Below are 15,957 nucleotides of genomic sequence, written 5' to 3' on the forward strand. Positions count from 1 at the left end.
GGCGAAACCGCTATTATCCCGCAAACTGGGAAGCGGCCGTCCGGTACAATACCGCCCATGTCAGATCCCCGCTTCGTCCATCTCCGCGTCCACTCCGAATTCTCGATCGCCGACGGTATCGTGCGGCTTGACGATATCGTCAAGGCCGCCGCCGAAGACGGCCAGGGCGCGCTCGCTATGACCGATCTCGCGAATGCGTTCGGTCTCGTCCGGTTCTACAAGGAAGCCCGCGGCAACGGCGTGAAGCCGATCGCGGGCTGCGACGTCTGGGTGATGAATCCCGACGATCGCGACAAGCCGTCGCGCCTGCTGCTCCTCGTCAAAGACCGTCGCGGTTATCTCAACTTGTGCGAGCTGCTGACAAAGGCCTGGCTGACGAATCAGTACCGCGGGCGCGCCGAGGTGGACGCCGGCTGGCTCGATTCTCCGCTCGGCGAAGGGCTGATCGCGTTGTCGGGCGCGCAGCAAGGCGACATCGGGCTGGCGCTCGCGGCCGGCAACGAGCAGGCCGCAAGGCGCCACGCCGAGCGCTGGGCCGCGCGCTTTCCGAACGCGTTCTATATCGAGTTGCAGCGCTACGGCCAGCCGGGCGGCGAAGCCTACGTGCAGCAAGCCATCGCGCTCGCGGCGGCGTTGAAGCTGCCCGTCGTCGCCACGCATCCGATTCAGTTCATGTCCGAGGACGATTACACGGCGCACGAAGCGCGCGTGTGCATCTCGGAAGGCGACATTCTCGCGAACGCGCGGCGTCCCAAGCGTTTCACGGCGGAGCAGCGCTTCGCGACGCAAGCCGAGATGGCGGAGCGCTTCGCCGATATTCCGTCGGCGATCGCCAATACCGTCGAAATCGCCAAGCGCTGCAATTTGACGCTCGAACTGGGCAAACCGAAGCTGCCGCTGTTCCCGACGCCGGACGGCATGTCGCTCGACGATTATCTGGTTCAGTTGTCGAAGGAAGGGCTGGAGAAACGTCTTCTCGAGCTGTATCCCGACGAGGCCGCGCGCGCGAGCGAGCGCGAGAAGTACTACGAGCGGCTCGATTTCGAGTGCGGCACGATCGTCAAGATGGGCTTCCCGGGCTACTTCCTGATCGTGGCCGACTTCATCAACTGGGCCAAGAACAACGGCGTACCCGTGGGCCCTGGCCGCGGCTCGGGGGCCGGCTCGCTCGTCGCTTACGCGCTCGGCATTACCGATCTCGATCCGCTGCGCTACAACCTGCTGTTCGAGCGCTTCTTGAATCCGGAGCGGGTCTCGATGCCCGACTTCGACATCGACTTCTGCCAAGAAGGGCGCGACCGCGTCATTCAGTATGTGAAGGGCAAGTACGGGGCCGATGCGGTGTCGCAGATCGCCACGTTCGGCACGATGGCGGCGAAGGCGGCCGTGCGCGATATCGGCCGCGTGCTCGACCTCGGCTACAACTTCACCGACGGCGTGGCGAAGCTGATCCCGTTCAAGCCGGGCAAGCACGTGACGATCGCCGATGCGATGAAGGAAGAGCCGCTGCTGCAAGAGCGCAACGATAACGAAGACGAAGTGCGGCAGTTGCTCGAGCTGGCGCAGCGCGTCGAAGGCTTGACGCGCAACGTCGGGATGCACGCGGGCGGCGTGCTGATCGCGCCGGGCAAGCTGACCGATTTCTGTCCGCTCTACACGCAAGGCGACGACGGCGGCGTCGTGAGCCAGTACGACAAGGACGACGTCGAAGCGGTCGGTCTCGTCAAGTTCGACTTCTTGGGCCTGACGACGCTGACGATCCTCGATTGGGCCGAGCGTTATATTCGCCGGCTCGACTCGTCCAAGGCCGATTGGTCGCTCGCACAGGTGCCGCTGGACGATCCCGCCTCGTTCTCCATCCTCAAGAAAGCGAATACGGTTGCCGTGTTCCAGCTGGAAAGCCGCGGCATGCAAGGCATGCTGAAGGACGCGCAGCCCGACCGCTTCGAGGACATCATCGCGCTTGTGGCGCTCTACCGCCCGGGCCCGATGGATCTGATCCCGAGCTTTTGCGCGCGTAAGCACGGACGCGAGGTCGTGGAGTACCCCGATCCGCGTGTCGAACCTGTTCTGAAAGAGACCTACGGCATCATGGTCTATCAGGAGCAGGTGATGCAGATGGCGCAGATCATCGGCGGTTACTCGCTCGGCGGCGCCGATTTGCTGCGTCGCGCGATGGGTAAGAAGAAGGCCGAGGAGATGGCCCAGCATCGCGAGATCTTCGCCCAGGGCGCGGCGAAGAACGGTCTCACTCGCGAGAAGTCCGACGAGATCTTCGACTTGATGGAGAAATTCGCGGGCTACGGCTTCAACAAATCGCACGCGGCCGCGTACGCGCTGCTGGCGTACTACACGGCGTGGCTCAAGGCGCATCACCCCGCGGAATTCATGGCGGCCAACATGAGCTTGGCCATGGACGACACGGACAAGGTCAAGATTCTCTACGACGATTGCAAGGCGAACGGCATGGCGGTTCTGCCGCCCGACATCAATCGTTCGGCCTATCGTTTCGAGCCGGTGGCGGAAGCGGACGGCAAGCGTTCGCGCACGATCCGCTACGGCCTCGGTGCGGTCAAGGGCAGCGGCCAGAACGCGATCGAGGAAATCCTGCGGGCGCGGGAGGACGGGCCGTTCACCGATCTGTTCGATTTCTGCGCGCGGATCGATCGGCGCGTCGTGAATCGCCGCACGATCGAAGCGTTGATCCGGGCCGGCGCGTTCGATTCGATCCACGCGAACCGCGCGCAACTGATCGCGTCGGTGCCGCTCGCGATGGAAGCGGCCGAACAGGCCAGCGCCAATGCGATGCAGGCGGGACTGTTCGACATGGGCGATGCACCGTCGCGAGGGCACGAACTCGTCGACGAGCCCGCTTGGCACGACAAACGCAAGTTGCAGGAAGAGAAAACGGCGCTCGGCTTCTATCTCTCGGGGCATTTGTTCGATGCCTACAAGGACGAAGTGCGCCGCTTCGTGCGCATGAAGCTGGCCGATCTGAAGGAAGGGCGCGACAAGCTCGTCGCCGGCATCATCGCGTCGCTGCGCACGCAGATGACCCAGCGCGGCAAGATGTTGATCGCGCTGGTGGACGATGGCACCGGCCAATGCGAAGTGACCGTCTTCAACGAGCAGTACGAAGCGAACAAGGCGCTGTTCAAAGAAGACGAACTCTTGGTGGTGCAAGGGCAGGCGCGCAACGATGCGTTCACGGGCGGTATCCGTTTCACGGTCGATACCGTGATGGATCTCGAGCGCGCGCGCAGCCGCTATGCGCAAGCCGTCAAGGTGCGGATGAACGGCAATGCCGACGCCGGGGTGCTCAAGCGCGTGCTGCAAGCGCACAGTCCGCCGCCGGCACAGGACGTTCCGGCGGCCGCCCCGGCGGGAGCGGGCCGTGCGGGGGCGCGCGGCGCGAGCGCCGATGCCGGACGGCAGCGGCCGTCCGCGCCCCTGGGGTTGAACGTTCAGATCGCCTACAGCACCGATCGCGCGCAAGGCGATCTCCGCCTCGGCGACGACTGGCGGGTGCGGCCGAGCGACGATCTGCTCGCGGCCCTGCGCAGCGAGTTCGCAGGCAGTGTCGTCGAAATCGTCTATTGACCGGATCGGCGATCGGCACATGTATCCACCTGGCATAGACGGACACGCGCGATGAAAATCGGCATTTCGGCGAACGCGCTGTCTCACGGCGGCGGTCTCGAGCGATACGCAATGGATTTGGTGCGTGCGATGGCGGAGCAAGGGGTGAAACCCACGTTCTTCGCACGCACATTCGATTCGACGCTGCCGGAAAGCCGGCTCGTCGAGGCGCGCCCGATCCGGGTGTCGTTTTTACCGGGCAAGCTGCGCGATCATTGGTTTTCTTGGCGCGTGCGCAGCGAGAAACGCGCCGCAGGTGTCGATGTACTGATCGGCTGCAACCGTGTCGATTCGTCGGAAATCGCGATCTGCGGCGGCACGCATCGCGGGTTTCTCAGGGCGATCGGCCGCACGCCTAAGCGGTCCGACCGCTGGCAGATCGCACTGGAAGCGCGGCAGTACGCGCGCGCGGAAATCGTCGTGGCGCATTCTGTGCAGATGCGCGACGAGCTGGTCGAGCTGTACGGCCTCGATGAAGCCAAAGTGCGCGTGATGTTCCCGCCCGTGGAATCCGCGCGGTTCCAACCCTGCGAGCACGCGGCTCGCGCCGCATTGCGCAAGCGGTTCGGTTTCGCCGATAACGAAACGGTGTTGTTGTTTCCGTCGAGCAGCCACGATCGCAAGGGACTGCCGCTGATCGAAGCCGCGTTGCGCGATCTCGATCTGCCTGTCGTGGTCGCGGTGGCCGGGCGTAAATCCACGTCGACCGACCCGCGCATCCGCTATATCGGCTACGTCAAGGATCTCGAACAAGCGTACCGCGCCGCCGATTTCACGATTCTTGCCTCGAAATACGAGCCGTTCGGCTTGGTCGGCGTCGAATCCGTCATGTGCGGCACGCCCGTCATTCTCTCCGACAACATCGGTTGCTGCGATGCCATCGCGGAGCATGCCAAATCGGTTTTCAAAGCCGGCGACGTGGACGATTTGCGCGCGATGCTCGATCGGGTCGTGCGGGCGCGGCGCCAAGACGCGAGCGGCACGCCGGCCGAACTCGCACGCGACGCCTTGCGTTACGATGCCGGCGTCGCATCGCACGTGCGCGCGCTGCTCGAGCTTGCCGCGCAGGTGGGGGCGCATCGCGCCCGCGCTTCGTCGGCTCCGGCGTCGCCCGCGTCGGCCGAGTCGCACGGCGACGATACGCGCTCCCAGATATGAAACGCATCCTTGTCATTCGAATCGACTTCTTAGGCGACATGGTGTGCACTACACCGCTGCTGCACGCGCTTAAGCAAAAATGGCCCGCCGCTCAAATCCATGTATTGGCCAACAAGGCCAATCGGGCGGTGCTCGAGGGTAATCCCGACGTCAGCGCGGTGCATACCTACGTCTATAGCAAGCACACTGAGCGCAACGTGCGTCCCGGCTTGCTGAACATGATCGTCGATCGGCTGGCGTTGCTCCGGCGCTTGCGGCGTCTGCGGTTCGACTTGCTGATCGTGCCGAACGGCGGCATGCACAAGAACAGTATCCAATTCGCGCGGCAGCTCAGAGTGCGCGATTGCCGCTGGCACGATGCCGGGTCCGAGTTCGACGATCGCAAGCCCGAGCATCGCACGAGCCGTCCCATGGCGCACGAAGCGCTGTCCGGCTTCCGCCTCGTGCCGGAACTCGGGACGATCGCCGCCGAGACGCTCAAACCCTACGTGTATCCCGATCGCGCGCTGCAGGCGAAGTGGCGAGGCGTGCTGGGGGAGAACACTCGGCCCAGAGTCGGGCTGTTCGTCTCGAACAAGGCCGACGAGCGGCGCTGGCCCGAGGACAATTGGCTCCGATTGACGCGTGCGCTCGGCGAGCGGGCCGAGCCGATCGTTTTTCGCGATCCGATCGATCGTCTCGCCACGGAACGCTTGGCGGCCTCGGCCGCGCGCGTCATTGAGCCGCCGACGGTCGCGGATCTGATTGCCGCGATGAGCTTGCTCGACGTGGTCGTCTCCGCCGACAGCGCACCCATTCATCTGGCAGCGGGGTTGCATCTGCCCGCAGTCGCGTTTTTCGAGAATCGTCCCGAGAAATTCTTGCGCTGGTATCCGCTGGGTATTGCGCATGTGCTGCTGCGCGCCGGTGCTCGCGCCGGTGCTCGCGTCGATGCGATTTCGGCCGATGCCGCGGCCGAGGCGGTCGAACGACTGCTGGACGAGCACATTCTGGTGTCGCAATGATCCACCGTCGGTGCTCGCGCATCGGCGGTCCTCTCAATCGGCCAAGCGGCTCGGGCTCGGGCAGTCGGCCCGGGTCGACCGGATATAATGCCCGTTTTGCTCATGGCCGCGCCGCGCGCCGGCTTGCTCGACCCGGCATGGATGTCCGCATGCCAACCGATGTAGGAAGTTTGATTCGATGAATACCGCAAGAACGTTGGGTATCGTTGCGACGGCGGCGCTCGCTTTGTCTCCGGCTCTGATGCTGTCGATGAGAGGGGGCACCGGCTACTGTTTTTTCGTCGTCCTGGCGCTATCTCTCGTCTACTTGTGCCATGGCGCGAACCGAGCGCGCGCGGCACTGGTTTATCGTCGCAATCGTCTGTGGGTTTGGGCGATGCTCGGCATGCCGCTCGTCGTCATTTTTCAGATCGCCGTGCTTCGCACGGGCACGTTTCCCGCGCTCGATCCTCTGCTAAGGTTGGCGCTCGTCGTCCCGAGCTTTTTCTTCCTTTCGTCGTTGGAATCGCGGCAGCTCAGGTACGTCGGATGGGGCTGCGTGGTCGGCGCCTTGCTGGCCGGCGGATGGACGCTCTATCAGTTCGCGCACCCCAACGTGGCATATGGCGTGTCGCGCGTCGGCAATACGTTCACCAACCCCATTCCGTTCGGCGACACCGCGCTCATTTTGGGCTTCTTGGGCTTCGGGGCAATGAGCCGCGATGGCTCCGTCAAGTGGCCCGAGCTCGCCATACGGCTGCTCGCGCTGTTAGCCGGGTGCTACGCATCCTACGCTTCCGGGGCGCGCGGAGGCTGGCTCGCCTTGCCGTTTCTGGTCTGGGCGGCCATCACGGGGCGACACTGGTTCGTCAAAGCGCGTTGGCCGATCCTTTGCGTTTTGTTCGTTTGCGTGGCGGCGGTGGGCAGCACGCACGTCGTGCGAACGCGAATCTTGGCGTTCGGCTCGGATCTGCACGCCTTCCAACGGGGCGACGCCGATACTTCCACCGGCACGCGTCTCGATCTTTGGCGCTCCGCCGTCCGGCTCTACGCGCATGAACCGGTGTTCGGCGTGGGTCGCGGCCGGCTGGAATCGGCGATGCGTTCGCTGGTGATGAAAGGCGAAGGGCCCGAGTTCATCATCAACGGGCGGGCGCACAGCGAATTCTTCTCGGTTCTCGCCGAAATGGGGACGGTCGGTGTATTCGCGCTCCTCTCGTTGTACGCGGGAACGTTTCTTCCGTTTTGGCGAGAGCGGCACAACCAAGACCCCGACATCGCGACAGCGGCCTATATGGGCATGATGCTCTCCGGCAGTACGCTCATTTTCGGCTTGACCATCGACGTGCTGACGCTCGTCATGAATGCGGCGTTCTTCGCCTTGACCGGCGCCACCTTGCTGGCATGGATCGAGGCGCGCAAGCGCGAACGCGCGGAGGCGGGCTATGCGGGCGTGGCGGCAGCGAGCGTCGCGCAAGGCACGTTGGCCGGCGAGGCGCAAAGCGTGTCGATCCGTGGCGTTCACGATCATAAAAACGTCTCGACCGGCGCATGAGCGACATGTCCGAAGCACAGCCGAACGCGTCGCCCCCGCCGCTGCGCATCCTGTTCCATATCGACGATTTCGGCCGTGGCGGCACGGAGACGGCGCTGATCGGCTGGCTCAACGCGCTCGACCGGCGCCTGTTCGCGCCGAGTCTCGCCGTGACCTTTCCCACGAGCGATTTCGACCACTGGCGGGCGCAAGGCTTTCCGGCGGATGTGCCGGTGCATATCTTGGCGTCGTCGCCGTGGATGCATCGGTTGCACCAGACGCAACGGGAACGCAAGCTGCGCTTCGGGGAGAAGCTGCTCTACAAGCTGTCGACCCATGCGGCGATTCGGCCGATCGTCGCGCGTCGCTTTCTGAAACTTGCCCAGGCCGCGGATGCGGTTTGCGATTTCGATTTGACGTTCCGGCGCATTGCGGGACGCGGCTCGATTCCATGGCTGGGCGTGAGTCACTATAGTTTTTCGGTGCGTTGGGCACAAAAGAGCGCCGCGTACCTGTCGCGCCGGATCGGGCAATTGGAGCGCTACACCGCAATCGGCGTGCTGGCGCCCGCGATGCGGCGCGAGGCCGAGCGGTTCTTCGCCGGCCGATCGACTGCCATTGTCGACTTGCCGAACGTCTTCGATCTCGAAGACATCCGGCGGCGTGCGGATGCGCAAGTCGAACTGCCGGCGATGCCGTTCATCGTCTGCTCGGCAAGGCTCGACGATAGCCAGAAGGATCACCGCACTTTGCTGCGGGCCTACGCGCTCGTTCGCGCTCGGCAGGCGAGGGTGGGCGATCTGGTCTTGCTTGGGGAGGGGCCTGCCCGTTCCGCGCTCGAGTCGCTAGCCGCCGAACTTGGAATCGCCCGGTTCGTCCATTTCCTCGGCTTCTGCGCGAATCCCTTTCCGTATGTGCGCGCGGCCGACATGCTGGTCTTGAGCAGCCGATATGAAGGGTTGCCGATGGTATTGGCCGAAGCGATGGCACTCGGCACCGCTGTGATCGCCACCGATTGCCCGACCGGCCCTCGGGATCTGCTCGGCGATGGCGCCGGATTGTTGGTCGCACCGGGCGACGCGGACGCAATGGCGGACGCGATCGAGCGGTTTGTCGTCGATCCGGCCTTGCGTGACGCCTCCATCGAGAAGGCCACGGCCAAAGTCGAGACGTTGGCGCCGCCAAGTGCGAATCGGCGTATGTGGGCGGTGATGGAGGAACTGTTAAGGCGCTCGGAGCGGCACGGGGCACCGCAGAGTGCGGTTCCGTCCGCCCCCGCCCGGCCTGACAACGAGCAAATATCGGCGCGCTGACGGCCATGAATCGGACCTCCCCGCTCTCCTTCGCGCGCGTCCCGCGTTCGGTGCTGATCGTGTGTACGCAACGCATCGGCGACGTCTTGCTGAGCACCGCGCTCGTACGTTCGATCAAACGGCAATGGCCGCAGGCGCAGATCGACATGCTCGTCTACCAAGGCACGGAAGGGGTGCTCGAAAACAACCCCGACCTGCGCCGCGTGATTGGCGTGGCACGCCATGCGCCGTTATGGCGGCGGCTGATCGAGGCCGCTCGCCTTTGGCGACAGTACGACCTCGCTTGCGCCACGATCGGGTCGTCGACCAGCCGCCTTTACGCCTGGGCAGGCGCGCGCAAGCGAGTGGGGCTCATGGAACCGCATCGCGCTAACCGTCTGAGCCGATTCCTGCTCGACCGCACGGCGCTCGACGAGCACAAGCGCGTCCACACCGTCACGAGCAACCTTGCGCTGACGCCGCTCATCGGCGTGTCGCCGCATGCCGAAGTGGTCGCCCCCGGGGTGGCCGACGAGCCGGGCATGCGCGCGGCGTTCGATGCCCGGCTTGCGCCCTTGCAGGGGCGAGCGTTCGTCGTCCTGCACCCGTATCCGATGTACCGCTACAAGCAATGGCGTCTGGACGGTTGGGTTGCGATGATCGGGTGGCTGCGCGAGCGCGGCTACGCCGTCGCGTTGAGCGGCGGTCCGGCCGCCGCCGAGGTCGAGTACGCGGCGCGTGTCGTCGCGGCGGCGGGCGAGCCCGTCTTAAACCTCGTCGGCCAGCTTCGGCTGGGGGAAACGGCCGAATTGATACGGCGCGCTAAGCTCTTTATCGGGCCGGACACCGGCGCCACGCATATCGCGGCAGCCAGCGGTACGCCGACGATCGCATTGTTCGGACCGTCCAATCCCGTGCGCTGGGGGCCCTGGCCGGCCGGATGGCCCGCGGGCCAGGAACCGTGGCCGCACGTCGGCTCGGCGCGGCGCGGCAATGTGTATTTGCTTCAGGGCGAGGGCACGTGCGTGCCCTGCGGCTTCGAGGGGTGCGATCGACACCGCGATAGCGAAAGCCAATGCCTGACCGGCATGGCAGTCTCTCGTGTGACCGACGCGGCCGCCCAGTTGCTCGACTTGCCGCGGCCCGCCGATGCGGGCGGTGGGGCGAGTGTAATTCGGCTCAAGGTCGAACGCGATTGAGCGCCGCGCGGCGTGTGGCCGCTGCGGCCGTCGCGGCCCCTATGGCCCTTACGGCCCTTACGGCCCCTACGGGCGCGGCGACTCGCCGCGCTCGCCTTGCGCCGCCAACGATAGCTTGAGGAATCGGTAGTAAACCGTTTCGGCGTTGAACACGGCGATCATGAAGCCGCTGCGCCCATCCAAGATGCCGCCGCGCAGCAGATAGGTTCGAACGAACGCCCACAAGCCGCGCGCCACGGCCCGCCCGAACCCGCCGCGCTTGCCGGCCGCGTGGCGCTGCCGCGCGCCGGCGCTCGAGTAGGCATCCACTTTTCGCAGCACCGTTTCGAAATCGTCGTAGGAGTAGTGCAGCAGGCGGCCGGCGAGCCGCTGTACCGGTGCGTCGAATACGAGCCGCTCATGCACCAAATCGTCCGAGAAGCGCGCCGCGCCGCGTTTGAACAGGCGCGGCACCCAGTCCGGATACCAGCCGCTATGGCGGACCCAATGTCCGCAAAAACTCGAGAGGCGATCGAGCGCATAGACCTGCGCCGTGGGCGAATCGATGGCCTGGCGAATGGACGAGGCGAGTTCGGGCGTCACGACCTCATCGGTGTCGATCGAGACGATCCAATCGGTGCCGAGTTCCGCGACGGCGCGGTTCTTTTGAGGACCGAAGCCGGGCCAGTCGGACGCGACGACGACGCGCGCCCCGAGCCCGCGCGCGATCGACACAGTATCGTCGGTACTGCCGCCATCGACGACGACGATCTCGTCGGCAAAGCGTAGCGCTTCGAGACACTGCGCGAGCCTCGCTTGCGCGTTGAGCGCGATGATGGCGACGCCTAGCGAGGCGCGCGGTGCGCGAGCGGATGCGGTCTGCGGCGAATTCACGGCGGATGCGCTCGATGGTCGGAAAAGGCGCCAGTATACCGACCGCGGATGCGCCACGCCGCCCGTGGGCGGCGCCGAGCGGCCTTATAATGTGTCGCTTTCGCGCTGCGAGGCGCCGCGTGCATCGGCGTGCGGGGAGGTCTTCGCGCGCGGCCCATGCGCGCCGATGGGCAAGACGACCCAAGCCGACCCAAGCCGCGGCGAGCACGCGCAACCACGTAAGGAACCCATTGGAAAACCGAGCCACTTTAAGAAAAACGATCGGCGGCGAGCAAGCATCGTCGACGCCGGCCGTCATGCGGCGGCTGTGGCCCTATCTGAAGCCGGTCGTCTGGGTATTGGTGCTCGCCGTCGCATCGATGGGCCTATCGGCCGCCACCGACGCCGGTATTCCGGCGCTGCTCAAGCCCTTGCTCGACCACGGCTTCGGGCAGCACGCAAACGAACACGCGAAGTGGTATGTCCCGCTCGCGGTGATCGGGCTCGCGATCGTGCGCGGCGTGTCGCAGTATGCGTCGCAGTATCTACTGTCGTATGTATCGAACCGCATCTTGCTGCAGTTGCGGCTCGATATGTTCCAGCGAATGATTCACACGAGCGCGACGTTCTTTCAACGCGAGACGGCGAGCACGGTCATCAATGCGATCGTCTTCGAAGTCAATCAGATCCTGGGCGTGCTGACGAGCGTGATGGTGACGCTCGTGCGCGATTCGCTGTCGGTCTTCTTCCTGCTCGGCTATTTGTTCTATTTGAATTGGCGCCTGACGTTGATCGTCGCGTTGATTTTGCCCGGCATCGGCTGGCTCGTGAGCAAGATCAACCGGCGGCTGCGCCGCCTCGGCCGCGAGCAGCAAACGCTGACGAACGAATTGTCGTACATCGTCGAGGAAACGGTCGCCGGGTACAAAGTTGTCAAGATCCACAACGGCGAGGCGTACGAGATGAATCGCTTCGCGGCAATGAGCCAGCGCTTGCGCGGCTACGCCATGCGGATGACGGTGGCGGGCGGGCTCGCCCAACCGCTCACGCAGATTCTCGCCTCGTTCGCGCTCGCGATCGTGATCACCATCGCGGTCGTGCAGTCGGCGCACAATCAAACGACGGTCGGGGGCTTTGTGGCCTTCGTCACGTCGATGTTGCTCGTGATCTCGCCGCTCAAGCATTTGATCGACGTGAACCAGCCGCTCCAACGCGGCGTCACGGCGGCGGAATTCATCATCGGCCTCATCGACGAACCGCTCGAGCCGGCAGGGGGCACTACGCCGCTGCAAAATGCGCGCGGCGAGATCGCGTTCGACGACGTGACTTTCGCCTATGGCGCCACCGATCGATTGACGCTCGACCACGTGTCGTTCGTCGCCAAGCCGGGAGAAATGATCGCGCTGGCCGGCCCGTCGGGCAGCGGCAAGACGACGCTCGTCAATCTGCTGCCGCGCTTTTTCGCGCCGACGAGCGGGCGCATTCTCGTCGACGGCGTGCCGATCCACGAATACGACGTGCACGCGCTGCGCAGCCAGATCGCGATGGTGAGCCAAGACGTCGTGCTGTTCAACGACACCATCGCCGCCAATGTGGCCTACGGCGGCACGGCCGATCGTGCGCGGGTGCAGGCGGCGCTCGCCGCGGCGAACCTATGGGACACCGTCCAAGCCATGCCGGAAGGGATGGACACGCATGTCGGCGGCAACGGCATGCGCTTGTCGGGCGGTCAACGCCAGCGGTTGGCGATCGCGCGCGCGCTGTATAAGGACGCGCCGATCTTGATCTTGGACGAAGCCACTTCCGCGCTCGATTCCGAATCCGAGCGCCACGTGCAAGCGGCGCTCGAGACCTTGATGAAGGGACGGACCACGCTCGTCATCGCGCACCGGTTATCGACGATCGAGCGTGCCGATCGGATCCTCGTCATGGAAGCGGGCCGCATCGTCGAGCAGGGCAGCCACGATGCGCTGGTGCGGCAAGACGGGCTGTACGCGCATTTGCATCGAATTCAGTATCAACAGCAGGCTGCTTGAAAGCGGCTTAAGCGTCGCTAGCGTCAGACGCCGCTCGTGACGAGCGGTAGGACGGTCAGGTCGGGATGGGTCCCGTCCACGATCGTCCGGCCGACGTGCATGCCTTCGTCGAGCGCATCGGCCGCGCTGGCAAAGCCGACGTCGCCATCCGCGTGAAACGGCACCGCGTGGCCGGGCAGCTTCGGGTCGGCGCCCGGATGGCAGACGTAGCCGATATAGGTGTAGCTTTCCGCCGCTGGCAGGGGCACGTGTTCTTCGTGCTCGCGCTCGAGCGGCGCGACGTGGATTTCAAAGCCTTCGTATTGAGTCATCTGCCAGAGGGCGTCATCTTCGGGCATCTCGTTTCTCCGGTGCCGCATACGATTCTTCGGAATGCCGATTGCAGGCCTACGTCAGTGGCGATGCCTGAGTCTGTCCCACAGCCTGTTGTTGTCCATCCGATGCAGCCATCGCGCCCTTTGGTGCTCGCGGTGGTAATGCGAAGCGACGATGACGACCACGGCGATCAGCAAAACGATACCGACGACGAGGTCCGCGACCGATTGGGCCATGACGCTCTCCTTGCAAACTCTTCGCTAAGAAAATTCTAGGAGATTTCGCGGCGAGCGCGAATGAAGCGGTCGCGCGGCGATTTGGCCCGTATTAGCCCTTCGCACCGTGTGCGTGGCTCGGCTGGCCCCGCGTATTACAGCAGGCATTACACCTTTTACGCGCTGACACATCTGCCGATCGAACGCGTAGCGCATGATGTTTCTCTAAGGGACAACAGGAGGAGAATCATGAGAAAGTCGTTCGGCATCCTAACGGTTTCCCTTGCGGCCGTGGCGTTGAGCGGGTCGCTGACGGGGTGTGTCGTGGCGCCAGCGCAGCCGGCTTACGGTTATGGGTACGACTATTACCAGCCGGGCTACGCTTATTACCCGGGTTACGCGGAGCCGTCGATCGGGATCGGCTTCGGGTTCGGCGACGGAGATCGCGATCATTGGCACGGACATGGCCGCGGGCACGGCGGGTGGCATGATCGCCACTGATTTCGGGCGAAGGGCGGCTTGGCCGCCCTTTTTCGAGAGCGCTTAGGTTTGTTGCGAGCGATGCATAAAGAGGGCGGGACCGCGCCGGCGCTACATCAACACAATATCGTACTGTTCCTGGCTCAGATTCGATTCCACCTGTAGCGAGACGGGCTTGCCGATGAAATCGATCAGCATCGCCAGATGCTGCGATTCCTCGTCCAGAAACAAATCGATCACTTGCTGCGACGCGACGACGCGAAATTCGCGCGGATTGAACTGGCGCGATTCCCGCAAAATTTCACGCAATACGTCGTAGCAAACGGTTCGCGGCGTCTTCACCTGACCTTTACCCTCGCACACGGGGCAAGGCTCGCACAGCACGTGCGCGAGCGATTCGCGCGTGCGCTTGCGTGTCATCTCCACGAGCCCGAGCTGCGAGAAGCCGTTCACCGTCGAGCGCGTGCGGTCGCGCGAGAGCGCTTTCTTCAACTCGCCGAGCACGGCATCGCGATGTTCCGCGTTCTCCATGTCGATGAAATCGATGATGATAATGCCGCCGAGATTGCGCAGCCGAAGCTGCCGCGCGATCGTATGCGCGGCTTCGAGATTCGTCTTGAAGATCGTGTCGTCGAAGTTGCGCGCACCGACGTAGCCACCCGTATTGACGTCGATCGTCGTCATCGCCTCGGTCTGATCGATCATCAAATAGCCGCCCGATTTCAAATCGACGCGACGCGACAGCGCGCGCTGAATCTCGGTCTCGATGTTGTATAGATCGAACAGCGGTCGTTCGCCCGTGTAGTGATGCAGCTTGGAACTCACGGCCGGCGTGAATTCCGCGGCGAACTCGGACAGCATCTGGTACGTTTCGCGCGAATCCACTTGGATACGCGATGTTTCGTCGGTGACGAAGTCGCGCAGCACCCGCTGCGACAAATTCAAATCTTGGTAGAGCAAGCTCGTGGGCGGCAAACGCTGCGCTTGCGCGACCACGGTCGCCCAGGTCTTGCGCAGATAGGCAACGTCGCTCGCCAATTCTTCGCTCGTGGCATCTTCGGCGATCGTGCGCACGATGTAGCCGCCTTTTTCGTCGGCCGGCAGCACGGCCGTCAAACGGGCGCGGATCGCCTCGCGCTCGGCCTCGCTCTCGATCTTTTGCGAAATGCCGATATGCGGCTCTTGCGGAAGATAGACGAGCGTGCGGCCCGAGATGCTGATCTGCGTCGACAGGCGCGCGCCTTTCGTGCCGATTGGATCCTTGATCACTTGCACCGTGAGCGTCTGGCCTTCGAACACGATCTTTTCGATCGGTTGTTGCGGCGCGGCATGCTCGCCGGCCAGGCGCGGATGCCAGATGTCGGCCACGTGCAAAAAGGCTGCACGCTCGAGACCGATGTCGATAAAGGCCGACTGCATGCCGGGCAGCACACGCACGACCTTGCCGAGATAGACGTTGCCGACGCGGCCGCGAGACAGGGTGCGTTCGACGTGCAACTCCTGCACCGATCCTTGCTGGATCAGCGCAACGCGCGTCTCTTGCGGCGTGACATTGATTAGGATTTCTTCGTTCATGTCGGCGGCGGTGTTAGAAGTCGACGCGCGCTTGACGCAACAACGCGGCCGTCTCAAATAGGGGCAGACCCATGATACTCGAATAGGATCCGTCGATTCGCTCGATGAACTCGGCGGCACGGCCTTGAATCCCATAGGCGCCCGCTTTGCCCAGCGGTTCGCCCGTCATCGCATAGCGCGTCAATGCGGTGAGCGGCGCTTGCGCGAAGCGCACGGTCGAGCACGACAGCGCCGGGAGCAGCAGGGTGCCTTGCGCGTCGATGACGGCGACCGCCGTGAGCACTTCGTGTTCGCGGCCGGCGAGGCGGGCCAGCATCTGCACGGCATGCTCGACGTCGTTCGGCTTGCCGAGGATGGCGTCGTCGATCGTCACGGTCGTATCGGCGACGAGTACCGGCGCCGGCGCATGGCCGCCTGCCACGAGCCGCGCACGCGCCGCTTCGGCCTTGGCCACGCACACGCGTTGCACATACGCGTGTGCCGATTCGCCCGGCAGTTCGGCTTCGAGCGCTTCGGCATCTTCGTCGGGCCGCGGCAGCAACAACTCGACGCGTACGCCGAGCTGCGCCAGCAATTCGCGCCGGCGCGGGCTCTGCGAAGCGAGGTAAATAAAGGGATACAGGGAAGCGCGGTGACTCGGCTGCGACATAAATGTTCTCGTTGGGCGTAGGCGCCCGGT

The 15,957-nt window shown here is 64.3% G+C and carries 11 protein-coding genes and 2 pseudogenes; 8 read left to right on the forward strand and 5 right to left on the reverse strand.

The features are described from left to right. Window positions 1-48: 48 nt before the first annotated feature. The 6 genes and pseudogenes from dnaE to ACTHN9_RS13450 all read left to right on the forward strand — a co-directional run bounded on the left by dnaE (window position 49) and on the right by ACTHN9_RS13450 (window position 9,805). A complete protein-coding gene (dnaE, locus tag ACTHN9_RS13425; protein WP_440537294.1) occupies window positions 49-3,600 on the forward strand; it encodes a DNA polymerase III subunit alpha in 3,552 nt (1,183 codons plus the stop codon). Window positions 3,601-3,651: 51 nt separating this feature from the next. Next, window positions 3,652-4,728 (forward strand): annotated as a pseudogene (locus ACTHN9_RS13430) (glycosyltransferase); the annotation flags it as partial. A 65-nt stretch (window positions 4,729-4,793) separates the two neighbouring features. Then, window positions 4,794-5,801, forward strand: coding sequence for a glycosyltransferase family 9 protein (locus ACTHN9_RS13435; RefSeq protein WP_440537254.1), 1,008 nt, complete (start codon window positions 4,794-4,796; stop codon window positions 5,799-5,801). Window positions 5,802-5,979: 178 nt separating this feature from the next. Further along, a complete protein-coding gene (locus tag ACTHN9_RS13440; RefSeq protein WP_440537255.1) occupies window positions 5,980-7,335 on the forward strand; it encodes an O-antigen ligase family protein in 1,356 nt (451 codons plus the stop codon). Then, window positions 7,332-8,549 (forward strand): annotated as a pseudogene (locus tag ACTHN9_RS13445) (glycosyltransferase); the annotation flags it as partial. The gene ACTHN9_RS13440 and the pseudogene ACTHN9_RS13445, both read left to right, overlap by 4 nt. An 83-nt stretch (window positions 8,550-8,632) precedes the next feature. Further along, on the forward strand, window positions 8,633-9,805 hold the full coding sequence (locus ACTHN9_RS13450) for a glycosyltransferase family 9 protein (protein ID WP_440537256.1): 1,173 nt from the start codon (window positions 8,633-8,635) through the stop codon (window positions 9,803-9,805). A 66-nt stretch (window positions 9,806-9,871) separates the two neighbouring features. On the opposite strand, the gene ACTHN9_RS13455 is transcribed toward ACTHN9_RS13450, so the two are convergent. Further along, window positions 9,872-10,678 (reverse strand): glycosyltransferase family 2 protein, encoded by an 807-nt coding sequence (locus ACTHN9_RS13455; RefSeq protein ID WP_440537257.1) that lies wholly within the window; start codon window positions 10,676-10,678, stop codon window positions 9,872-9,874. Between the two features lie 230 nt (window positions 10,679-10,908). Here ACTHN9_RS13455 and msbA point away from each other — a divergent pair, with 230 nt between their 5' ends. Further along, window positions 10,909-12,693, forward strand: coding sequence for a lipid A export permease/ATP-binding protein MsbA (msbA, locus tag ACTHN9_RS13460; protein ID WP_440537258.1), 1,785 nt, complete (start codon window positions 10,909-10,911; stop codon window positions 12,691-12,693). 23 nt (window positions 12,694-12,716) lie between these two features. Here msbA and ACTHN9_RS13465 read toward each other — a convergent pair whose 3' ends face one another. Beyond that, on the reverse strand, window positions 12,717-13,031 hold the full coding sequence (locus ACTHN9_RS13465; RefSeq protein ID WP_440537259.1) for a hypothetical protein: 315 nt from the start codon (window positions 13,029-13,031) through the stop codon (window positions 12,717-12,719). A 54-nt stretch (window positions 13,032-13,085) separates the two neighbouring features. Then, entirely contained in the window at window positions 13,086-13,244 is a 159-nt protein-coding gene (locus tag ACTHN9_RS13470; RefSeq protein ID WP_440537260.1) for a hypothetical protein, read from the reverse strand. A gap of 228 nt (window positions 13,245-13,472) precedes the next feature. Here ACTHN9_RS13470 and ACTHN9_RS13475 point away from each other — a divergent pair, with 228 nt between their 5' ends. Then, window positions 13,473-13,724 (forward strand): hypothetical protein, encoded by a 252-nt coding sequence (locus ACTHN9_RS13475; RefSeq protein ID WP_440537261.1) that lies wholly within the window; start codon window positions 13,473-13,475, stop codon window positions 13,722-13,724. 90 nt (window positions 13,725-13,814) lie between these two features. Here ACTHN9_RS13475 and rng read toward each other — a convergent pair whose 3' ends face one another. Both rng and ACTHN9_RS13485 read right to left on the reverse strand, forming a co-directional pair. Continuing rightward, complete coding sequence (gene rng, locus ACTHN9_RS13480; RefSeq protein WP_440537262.1) at window positions 13,815-15,278, reverse strand: ribonuclease G; 1,464 nt, start codon at window positions 15,276-15,278, stop codon at window positions 13,815-13,817. A 13-nt stretch (window positions 15,279-15,291) separates the two neighbouring features. Next, the gene (locus ACTHN9_RS13485) at window positions 15,292-15,927 is read right to left on the reverse strand and encodes a Maf family protein (protein WP_440537263.1); all 636 of its coding nucleotides are present in this window, start codon (window positions 15,925-15,927) and stop codon (window positions 15,292-15,294) included. Window positions 15,928-15,957: the final 30 nt, after the last annotated feature.

This window comes from Trinickia sp. (assembly GCF_051953405.1).
GTDB lineage: Bacteria > Pseudomonadota > Gammaproteobacteria > Burkholderiales > Burkholderiaceae > Trinickia.

Coding starts and splice junctions, on each gene's coding strand:
- ACTHN9_RS13470 (WP_440537260.1), bottom strand. CDS start 13,244: ATGGCCCAATCGGTCGCGGACCTCGTCGTCGGTATCGTTTTGCTGATC.
- rng (WP_440537262.1), bottom strand. CDS start 15,278: ATGAACGAAGAAATCCTAATCAATGTCACGCCGCAAGAGACGCGCGTT.
- ACTHN9_RS13435 (WP_440537254.1), top strand. CDS start 4,794: ATGAAACGCATCCTTGTCATTCGAATCGACTTCTTAGGCGACATGGTG.
- ACTHN9_RS13485 (WP_440537263.1), bottom strand. CDS start 15,927: ATGTCGCAGCCGAGTCACCGCGCTTCCCTGTATCCCTTTATTTACCTC.
- ACTHN9_RS13465 (WP_440537259.1), bottom strand. CDS start 13,031: ATGCCCGAAGATGACGCCCTCTGGCAGATGACTCAATACGAAGGCTTT.
- ACTHN9_RS13440 (WP_440537255.1), top strand. CDS start 5,980: ATGAATACCGCAAGAACGTTGGGTATCGTTGCGACGGCGGCGCTCGCT.
- ACTHN9_RS13450 (WP_440537256.1), top strand. CDS start 8,633: ATGAATCGGACCTCCCCGCTCTCCTTCGCGCGCGTCCCGCGTTCGGTG.
- ACTHN9_RS13475 (WP_440537261.1), top strand. CDS start 13,473: ATGAGAAAGTCGTTCGGCATCCTAACGGTTTCCCTTGCGGCCGTGGCG.